General features: G+C 35.9%; 11 protein-coding genes and 2 pseudogenes. 8 read left to right on the top strand and 5 right to left on the bottom strand.

From position 1 onward, the window contains the following. The first annotated feature begins 134 nt into the window (after positions 1 to 134). From COO03_RS20380 to COO03_RS20355, 6 genes are all read left to right on the top strand, one after another. On the top strand, positions 135 to 548 hold the full coding sequence (locus COO03_RS20380) for an NUDIX domain-containing protein (RefSeq protein ID WP_097898908.1): 414 nt from the start codon (positions 135 to 137) through the stop codon (positions 546 to 548). A gap of 242 nt (positions 549 to 790) precedes the next feature. Continuing rightward, positions 791 to 1,621, top strand: coding sequence for a TrmB family transcriptional regulator (locus tag COO03_RS20375; protein WP_097898907.1), 831 nt, complete (start codon positions 791 to 793; stop codon positions 1,619 to 1,621). After that, positions 1,621 to 2,346, top strand: coding sequence for an AzlC family ABC transporter permease (locus COO03_RS20370; RefSeq protein WP_097898906.1), 726 nt, complete (start codon positions 1,621 to 1,623; stop codon positions 2,344 to 2,346). Before COO03_RS20375 ends, COO03_RS20370 begins: the two co-directional genes overlap by 1 nt. Continuing rightward, positions 2,337 to 2,648 (top strand): AzlD domain-containing protein, encoded by a 312-nt coding sequence (locus COO03_RS20365; RefSeq protein ID WP_097898905.1) that lies wholly within the window; start codon positions 2,337 to 2,339, stop codon positions 2,646 to 2,648. The genes COO03_RS20370 and COO03_RS20365 overlap by 10 nt, the downstream gene beginning before the upstream one ends. 62 nt (positions 2,649 to 2,710) lie before the next feature. Then, a complete protein-coding gene (locus tag COO03_RS20360) occupies positions 2,711 to 2,884 on the top strand; it encodes a DUF3951 domain-containing protein (RefSeq protein ID WP_097898904.1) in 174 nt (57 codons plus the stop codon). Between the two features lie 127 nt (positions 2,885 to 3,011). Further along, positions 3,012 to 3,572: an N-acetylmuramoyl-L-alanine amidase gene (locus tag COO03_RS20355; RefSeq protein ID WP_097898903.1), complete on the top strand. Its 561-nt coding sequence runs from the start codon at positions 3,012 to 3,014 to the stop codon at positions 3,570 to 3,572. Between the two features lie 113 nt (positions 3,573 to 3,685). On the opposite strand, the gene COO03_RS20350 is transcribed toward COO03_RS20355, so the two are convergent. Continuing rightward, positions 3,686 to 4,168: a hypothetical protein gene (locus COO03_RS20350; RefSeq protein ID WP_097898902.1), complete on the bottom strand. Its 483-nt coding sequence runs from the start codon at positions 4,166 to 4,168 to the stop codon at positions 3,686 to 3,688. Positions 4,169 to 4,657: 489 nt separating this feature from the next. Here COO03_RS20350 and COO03_RS20345 point away from each other — a divergent pair, with 489 nt between their 5' ends. Continuing rightward, positions 4,658 to 5,026, top strand: a complete 369-nt coding sequence (locus COO03_RS20345; RefSeq protein ID WP_373605261.1) for a hypothetical protein — start codon at positions 4,658 to 4,660, stop codon at positions 5,024 to 5,026. Next, positions 5,016 to 5,411 (top strand): DUF5367 family protein, encoded by a 396-nt coding sequence (locus COO03_RS20340; RefSeq protein WP_097898901.1) that lies wholly within the window; start codon positions 5,016 to 5,018, stop codon positions 5,409 to 5,411. The genes COO03_RS20345 and COO03_RS20340 overlap by 11 nt, the downstream gene beginning before the upstream one ends. A gap of 50 nt (positions 5,412 to 5,461) precedes the next feature. On the opposite strand, the gene COO03_RS27785 is transcribed toward COO03_RS20340, so the two are convergent. The 4 genes and pseudogenes from COO03_RS27785 to COO03_RS20320 form a co-directional block, all read right to left on the bottom strand. Next, positions 5,462 to 5,821, bottom strand: a complete 360-nt coding sequence (locus COO03_RS27785) for a hypothetical protein (RefSeq protein ID WP_097898900.1) — start codon at positions 5,819 to 5,821, stop codon at positions 5,462 to 5,464. 12 nt (positions 5,822 to 5,833) lie between these two features. Continuing rightward, positions 5,834 to 6,438, bottom strand: a pseudogene (locus tag COO03_RS20330) (dienelactone hydrolase family protein). A gap of 3 nt (positions 6,439 to 6,441) precedes the next feature. Next, entirely contained in the window at positions 6,442 to 6,777 is a 336-nt protein-coding gene (locus COO03_RS20325; RefSeq protein WP_141523358.1) for an antibiotic biosynthesis monooxygenase family protein, read from the bottom strand. Between the two features lie 231 nt (positions 6,778 to 7,008). Next, positions 7,009 to 8,124 (bottom strand): annotated as a pseudogene (locus tag COO03_RS20320) (RNA-guided endonuclease InsQ/TnpB family protein). Between the last annotated feature and the right edge of the window lie 63 nt (positions 8,125 to 8,187).

Genomic DNA, 8,187 nt, shown 5'->3' with positions numbered 1-8,187 from the left:
TGCCAAGTGAAAACAAAGAGAGAAAATAAGTAGCGATCACCTTTTGTTCTTCATAGCCGTGACTTATATGTTGGAAAGTCAAAATGGATATATATGTTGTAAACAAAGGGAAAGTAAGAAGGAGTGTAATAAGAATGGATGAGCAATTGTATCCACGAGTTGGCGCCGGGGCCTTTATTTTAAATGAACGAGAGGAATTGCTTCTCGTGCTAAGGAAAAAAGCACCAGAACAAGGTCATTGGAGCCTACCTGGCGGAAAAGTAGAGTGGATGGAAACAGTAGAAGATACAGTCGTTAGGGAGATCCAAGAAGAAGTAGGATTAGAAATTCAAATTACATCGTTATTATGTGTAACGAATCATATTTTGCGTGAAAAAAATGTGCACTGGGTATGTCCGACCTATATGGCGAAAGTAATAAACGGAACAGCAGAAAACTTAGAAGAGCATGCAATTGATCGGATAGGCTGGTTTTCGTTAGAAAGTTTGCCAACGCCGCTAACGATAACATTACAAAATGCATTAAAAGAATATTGGAAATCGAAATAATGTGTGAAAAGCCTTTAATAGAGGCTTTTTTTAATTTTGTTAAAAATTCAGAATTTTATTGACTATCTCATATTTTGTTTTTATATTAGTAGGTATAACAATAACTACTAAAGGGGTGGGACCGTGACGGAAGCATTATTTTTACAAGATGCATATAAAAGAAGCTGTCAAACAGAGATAAAGGAAAATAAAATCGTCGTTTTGAAGTACGAGCGGTTTAAATAACGAAGCGAGGGATTACAATGGATGAAGTTATGAAAGAATTGCAGAAATTAGGGTTTTCTCAATATGAGTGTAAAGCATATATCGGCTTATTAAAGCATTATCCAGCAACGGGGTATGAGATTAGTAAGCAAACGGGTGTACCGCGTTCCATGATTTATGAAGTACTTGGTAAATTGATGGATAAGGGGGCGGTACACTTAGTACCATCAGAGCCCGTTAAATATGTTCCCGTATCGGCAACAGAGTTAATGGACCGAATGAGAAAGGATTTTGAAAAGTCATTTGATTTTCTTGATCAGAAGTTAAATAGTTTAGAGCAAGAACGCCAAGTAGATGTGATCTCTCATATTCGCACAGATGAACGTATTATAAAAGAAATTCGTAATATGATTGAGCGAGCTGAAGAAGAACTATGGATTTCTGTATGGGAACAGCAGGTAACTGAGTTAGAGTCATCGATTCAGAGAAAAGAGCAAGAAGGCGTACATATATTTTCGATTCTCTTTGGTGCACCTAATACAAAAATAGGGACGACATTTCACCATAATTATATGACGCCAGATGTTGTGAAAGAGCGAATGGGTGGTCATTTAACAGTGATTGCCCGTGATGGCAAAGAAGTACTCATTGCTAATTTCTCAGATCATGGCACCTCGTGGGCTGTGACAACGTATGATCCGGCGTTAGTCCTTGTCGCAACGGAATATGTTCGGCACGATATTATGGTCGAAGAAATTACAAAGGAGTTTGGCCCTGATAAGTTAGATAAATTGTGGCGAGGCAATATAGATTTAGTGCATGTTGTAACCGGAAAACGAAGTATGAAAGAAATGAAGGAGGAAGGGTGATGAGTAGAGCCGAGGTACAAATGACATTGCATAGTGACGAAACATTCAGGCAAGGCATGAAAGACTGCTTGCCAACGGTACTAGGGTATTTAAGTATCGGTATTGCAGCTGGTGTTATCGCAAAAACAGCCGGTTTTTCAATTGTAGAAATCGCTTTTATGTCCACTTTGATTTATGCCGGTTCTGCGCAATTTATACTAGCAGGTATGTACGCAGCTGGAGCACCTGCTTCCGCAATCATTTTTACCGTATTTTTTGTGAATTTACGCCATCTATTAATGAGTGCTGCACTTGCTCCCTATTTTATGAAAGTTCCTTTTTTAAAAAATATGATAATCGGTTCGCAAATTACAGATGAAACTTTCGGTGTTGCTGTGCAGCACGCGGCAAGAAAGGGATATTTAGGCGAAAGCTGGATGCTTGGATTAAATGTAACAGCATATGTAAATTGGATTATAGCTACAATTATTGGTGGACTTTTTGGTGAGTGGATACCAGATCCTCACACATATGGTATGGACTATGCGTTACCTGCTATGTTTATTGGCTTATTTGTTCTCCAGTTAATAAGTAGTAAACCGAAACTGGCGATTCATCTTAGCGTCGCAATTGCAGCGATTATAATTGCCTACGGGGCGCATTTTTTTATGCCAGCAAGCGTAGCGGTGATTATCGCAACACTTGCAGCAGCAACAATCGGGGTGGTGATTGAGAAATGGACGTAAGATTAGATGTATTGCTACTTTTAATTGGGGCAGGTGTTGTCACTTTCATACCACGCGTAGTACCTCTCGTTGTGTTTAGTAAAATACAAATTCCAGATTGGGGATTAAAGTGGTTAAGCTATATACCAATTGCGATACTCGCGGCCCTTCTTGCACAAGCCCTATTTATGCACGAAACGATGCAATGGGATTATGTCATTGCGGCAATTCCAACATTCCTTGTGGCCATCTATACACGTAGTTTACTAGGAACAGTATTAACGGGAGTGATTGTGATTATTTTGTTACGATTGTTCTTATAACAAGGATTCACCATATATTATATCGAAAAGTGTAATATCACGAATATAATAGGGGTGGTGTTATGATTCTTTTAACGATAGGTGTTATTTTATTTACAGTGTTTATTTTCTTTCTCATCGGTTTGATCACTTTTACAATGCTTGTTAACAAAGCAACTCCCCAAATATATTACACACCTTGTGACTCTGTAACTATGCAGTCCCATAAAGGTAAAAATAGAAGGAAGAAAAGCTAATTGTAGGCTTTTCTTCCTTTTTTATTTTGCTCAAAGGAGTGATGGCGGTGGATCAGAAGGAGTACGAACGTATTGCGAAACTTGAAGTACAGCTGCAGTCAATGCTGCAAGCAATACCAACCGCGTAATCGGTTCGAATGGTTTATCTGTATCGATTCACTTAAATGCGGCAAACAGTAATGCGGTAGGCACGGAGGTTCTTCATTACAATAATCAAGGGTTAGCAGCAAAAGTTTCTGCAAAGATTGCTAGTGTATTAGGGATTATGGATCGTGGTCCTAAGGACGGAAAATCAATTGGTTATATCAGCTCTACAAAAGCAGAAGCAATTCTTATTGAGATTTGTTTCATCGATAATCCATCCGATATGAAAAAGCTAATGGATAACTTCGATGCAGTTGCAGCAGGTATTGTAGAAGCAATTACTGGGAAATCAATAGAAAGTGGAGGAGGGAATTTAGTCGCAAATGAAGACGGAAGAAGAAAGATTAAAACAGGCGGTTTAGGATTCAATGCAATCAAAGAAGTGTCTGAAGTTTTATGCAGCAGAGGTATTAAGAGTTCAATTATTTTCGAAGGAGCAGGAACGGCACCTTACCTCTTAACTGAAAAAATGAAGAATCCAGAAATGGATAACTTCACGGTATGGTTAAATGGGAATAATTGGTATTATGAGTATATTAAATAAGTGTAAATAAATCACCAAGGGGAAGTATACTATGTAACAGCAAACGAACTCTATGTATGTGAAGTAAAATAAAAAAGAAGCTAGCTTAAAAGTTAGCTTCTTAAAATAAAAAGTTATTTTACCCATGCAATAATTTTATGGGATTTCTCAATCGAAGTGTTTCTGATATCTTTAGCTTTAAAAATTACCTCTTGCATCCCTCCATAAGCAAAGTTACCAACAGGTATTTCATAAGTTATAAGATGTCCTACTGTAGAACCATACTCCATCAAGTAGATATCTTTATATACTTTCATACGATCTTCTTCTCTGTAGGAATTTTCCATATAGTCAAAACCACCACTAATAATCTTTGCGTAGCTAGAATATTGTGTTCCTTTTATAAGTACCTGTACATACATTTTGTCACCTTGTGGCCTAGGCATATTAATACTTTCTTTATTTATGTCAACTGCCTTAAGGTTATTCGGGTCCTCACCAATTGCTTGGATACGTACAAATTCTAGTGGCGGTGCTGGTGCAGCGTGAGAACTTGTTGGTAGAGCTGTTAGCGCAATGGCAAATACCATTGCTAGTAAACTAAATAGCTTTTTCATATTTACATCTCCTATATTAATTATTTTAACATCCTATATTTTACAGGGTTAAAATGTTAATTACAATATATTAATATAAAGATAAAATATGCAATTATGCATATTAACTTAAATCTCGAAAGCTGAATTTATGAATATTTTTGTAGCAAATACTACTTTTGTAAACGATGTAAAAGCCAGCTCTTTTATAGTAAGTAGTTCAGATAACGTAAAGAAACAATAGAAATAGCATATGAGATCGCAAAGGTTTTATATTCGATTTTTTGTTGTTATATGAGGGTTTATCACTCTTTTTTTAGTAAATTAACAATTAAAATAGCATATAGATTAACAGGATGACAATAGTTATTGTCACTGGGTATATTCGAGTGCAATTTCGGTTGTTATTTATATTGTTAGAAAATTTCAAAAGGGATAGGTAATATATGTTAAAATATTTAAAGGGATGATAATAAATTTTATTCATTTTGTAAGTCATCATGGGAGCAGATGGGTAAAGAGTTTCATGTTGAAAAAGCTTTACAGTCAGCAAAAAGTAGATGTACAAAAGATTCGATGTATCATCATTTGTTTTTTCAATTAGTGGCAAGCGGATTGAATAATGAATCAATAAAAGAGAAGATTGGTGAATTGCTAAACTATGAAAATAAAAAATTACAAGAAGTATGGGAAGAATCACCCGTTGAAGGAATCTCACCTGAAACTTGGGCTATCATGTGTAATGCGTTAATAGATGGATTAGCGCTGCAAGCATTATGTAATCCAGTGTTTTCTACAGAAGAAGCATATGATGGATTACGAGTACTGGTGCAAAAGTTAGTATTCTTACAAGAGGGAGAGCAAAAGGATGAACAGTAAATTGTGGATTACCATTTTATTTTCTGTCGGTATTTGGTTTGCAGCCGCAACATTTTTCTTTTTATTTGGTTCGGTTGTGCTAGTAGAAATTACATCACATTCATTTCTCAAAATTCTTGTTTTTCTTGAAATCGGTACGGCAGTCGCATTGTATCTTGTCATGTGGCTGTACCAAAAAATAGATTCTTCCCGCTATGCAGTTATAAAACTAGGAATATTCGGCACTGGAATCGGTTTATTTTTAGATGCATTCATCTTGTATTACTCCTCAAGTATCTTTCCACAGCTTTCATCACAGCAAATAATCTCTTTCACAATATGGATGGTTTTTGCGTATGCATTGTATCTGTTCATTCCGATTTGGATGGAACGTAGAAATTTTTGAATATATACAAATGAAAAAAGGAGCTACTTTGAAATAGCTCCTTTAAACACTTACATGTTAGAAATTATTTGCAATAGCACTCCAAAGAGTAAGCTAATGAAAGAAAAAGCTCCGAAAGATATAGAAATGATCCGGTTATTTTTCCATTCCCTGAAACAAACCATAAACCCTAAAATACAAAGAAAATACCAAATTGGTAGGAAAATAAAGTCACTAATATAGTCAGGGAGTATGGTGTAAAAGCCAGTTAACACTAAAATCCAATGCCCAAGAAACAATGAAATAACGATAAAAGAATGTCGATAAGGACGATGTAGATACTTTCCTTTTTTTATGGTTATAAAAATGAAAGTAAACGCTATGATAACAACTAGAATAACGAAAGCAAGTAAGAGTAGTGTAAATGACATATAAAAACTCCTCTAATACATGTTTTTAGGAAGATTTTCTAGAAGAAATGAGTCTATTTTATTATACGCTTGTTTTGTAGATGGTGCGTTATATTTTGTAGTATAAGAGTTTAAAAATCCATGTTCACCGGGAAGTTGCTCAATTTGTAGTAGTGGATTGTTCTGTTTTTGTAGTACTGTGATAAGGGAAGATACCGAGAAGCTTGCCTCCGTTCCTGGGAAAATAAGAAGAGTAGGACACGTAGGTTTAACCTGTAAATAATCTCGTATGCGGGAGCCATAGCAGCCAATAACAAAATGAACCTTTGGATTGTCACTGCATAGCCACGCGATTGTTGCACCGATACTAAACCCGATGAGTCCTATGTATTCATAGTCTTTTGAAAGTTTTGTAACCATTTCTTCAACTTGTTCTTTTCCATAATGGAAGCCAACGTTTTGTATAAAATGAGAATAGGCTTTTTTTCCTCATCATAATGAAAAGGAGGATCTAGCTGTAAAAAATTCGGACAGAAGACATCTATTTGTGGTGAAGAAAACCTTGATATTACATCCTGCATATGATTATTTACGCCGTATATTTCGTGAACAATAATAAGAGCTATTGTATTTTGCATCGATTATAAACCTTCCCTTTGAAAATCATATTCTTTTTCTACAACACATATTTTCATATGAAAACTTTCATACCATTGCTCACGGCCTCTTTTTCTTGCTGCAGTATGTACTATGTTGTCTCTCCAATGCTGAATGGCTTCTAGTGATTCCCAATAGGAAATAGTAATGCCTAATCCTGATGTATCTCTTACACTTTCCACGTCTATAAACCCTGGTTGTTTTCTAGCAAGCTTCTCCATTTCTTCGGCAACATCATTATAATCAGTGGTGTCTTTTGAAAGTTTAGAAGTGAATATGACTGCGTAATAAGTGTCGTTGCTTTGTCTTTTCGTATCCATAATATATCCCTTCCAATATATATGAACTGTATTTTATCGTCAACTACCCACCACTTAACGACCTTGCGGTCTGTTTGAAGTGGGGGCTTGCGTCTGTCGGAGTTTGACAGTGCCCCTACCCTCGTAGAGAACAACTACGCTTGTTCCTATCCAGTAGTGCGAACGAGCAATGCTCTCCTACCTTAGTGTGGTGGAACATAAGGACGGTTGACTTCGCCCCTACCATAAGGGTTATACCCTTGTGGTAACTACACCAATATGTTCAATTCCTTTACGGTGTAGGTTCATTGTACCAATACGGTCATCATTTGATTGGTATTGGCAGTTTTTACATTTAAAGCTGTGTAGTTTTTTATTTCGATTAGCTTTCTCGATATGACCGCACTTTGGGCAAGTTTGAGAGGTATATTTTGGGTCTACTGTAATTACTTTTTGACCATTCATTTCAGCTTTATATTCAAGCATTTGACGGAATTGATAGAAAGCCCAAGAAACAGAAACATATCGGTTTTTCACTCGTACTTTTTCTGTTGAAGAACGAACACCTTTTAAGTCTTCTAAAACAAACATAGTACCTCTAGGGTATTTATCAACGAGTGCCTTTGTAATTTGATGGTTTACATCAGTTACATAACGGTTTTCTCTTGAACCAATTTGTTTTAATTTCTTGCGAGAAGATGGTGTTTGTCGCGTTTGCAATTGTTTACGAGTAGCTTTAAATTTACCACGCTTATGCTTAACAACATTTCCGTTATAGAAAGTAGTTTCCCCTTGACTATCATAAGTGGTAGCAAGAAAGTTGATTCCTAAATCAACACCAACGATATTGCTTACATTTGCGAAATCTAATTCTTGGTACTCTTTTGTCATCGGGATGTGTAAGAATCACTTCTTGTAATTATGCACTAATTTGGCAGTACCAAGTTTCCAAGTGCCATCAAAGTATTTCTTCATAGCCTTACGCTCAAAATTTAGTTTTAGGCGACCGTCAAGTGTGTTTACACTAAATTGGTTTTGGGTTAGTGAGTAATCTCGATTCCAGACTAAATCATATTCTGCAAGTTTGAATTTAATCAAAGACCATTCATGGCCATTTGATTTAGCCGACTTGTAACGAGCGATTACGGTTTTCATCACAGATTGAGCCATTTGACTTTTTAACCCAAATTGATTTCGTAAATCAGAATAATATAAGTTATTGAGGTTTACTTGATTAAGGTTTTTTGTTTCGAATATGTGTTTTGATAACCAATTACAAGCCTTGCGGTAAGCGTTAGTTGTTGTCTTTAGACTTTCAGTTTGATTATCGGAAACATAGATTTGTATTTTTGCAGTAATTGTAGACATTATTTTCACCGCCTTTCACTAACTAAATTACAACAAATTTTTAGTGAAAGTAAATAACCTAAA

It is taken from the genome of Bacillus sp. AFS098217 (assembly GCF_002551815.1).
Taxonomy (GTDB): domain Bacteria; phylum Bacillota; class Bacilli; order Bacillales; family Bacillaceae_G; genus Bacillus_A.
Note: the sequence above shows the minus strand (reverse complement) of the source record. Positions and strands in the feature narration are given on the sequence as shown.

Excerpts from the sequence above, each read along its gene's own strand:
- COO03_RS20380 (WP_097898908.1), top strand. The coding sequence starts at position 135 with ATGGATGAGCAATTGTATCCACGAGTTGGCGCCGGGGCCTTTATTTTA.
- COO03_RS20375 (WP_097898907.1), top strand. The coding sequence starts at position 791 with ATGGATGAAGTTATGAAAGAATTGCAGAAATTAGGGTTTTCTCAATAT.
- COO03_RS20370 (WP_097898906.1), top strand. The coding sequence starts at position 1,621 with ATGAGTAGAGCCGAGGTACAAATGACATTGCATAGTGACGAAACATTC.
- COO03_RS20365 (WP_097898905.1), top strand. The coding sequence starts at position 2,337 with ATGGACGTAAGATTAGATGTATTGCTACTTTTAATTGGGGCAGGTGTT.
- COO03_RS20360 (WP_097898904.1), top strand. The coding sequence starts at position 2,711 with ATGATTCTTTTAACGATAGGTGTTATTTTATTTACAGTGTTTATTTTC.
- COO03_RS20350 (WP_097898902.1), bottom strand. The coding sequence starts at position 4,168 with ATGAAAAAGCTATTTAGTTTACTAGCAATGGTATTTGCCATTGCGCTA.
- COO03_RS20345 (WP_373605261.1), top strand. The coding sequence starts at position 4,658 with ATGGGTAAAGAGTTTCATGTTGAAAAAGCTTTACAGTCAGCAAAAAGT.
- COO03_RS20340 (WP_097898901.1), top strand. The coding sequence starts at position 5,016 with ATGAACAGTAAATTGTGGATTACCATTTTATTTTCTGTCGGTATTTGG.
- COO03_RS27785 (WP_097898900.1), bottom strand. The coding sequence starts at position 5,821 with ATGTCATTTACACTACTCTTACTTGCTTTCGTTATTCTAGTTGTTATC.
- COO03_RS20325 (WP_141523358.1), bottom strand. The coding sequence starts at position 6,777 with ATGGATACGAAAAGACAAAGCAACGACACTTATTACGCAGTCATATTC.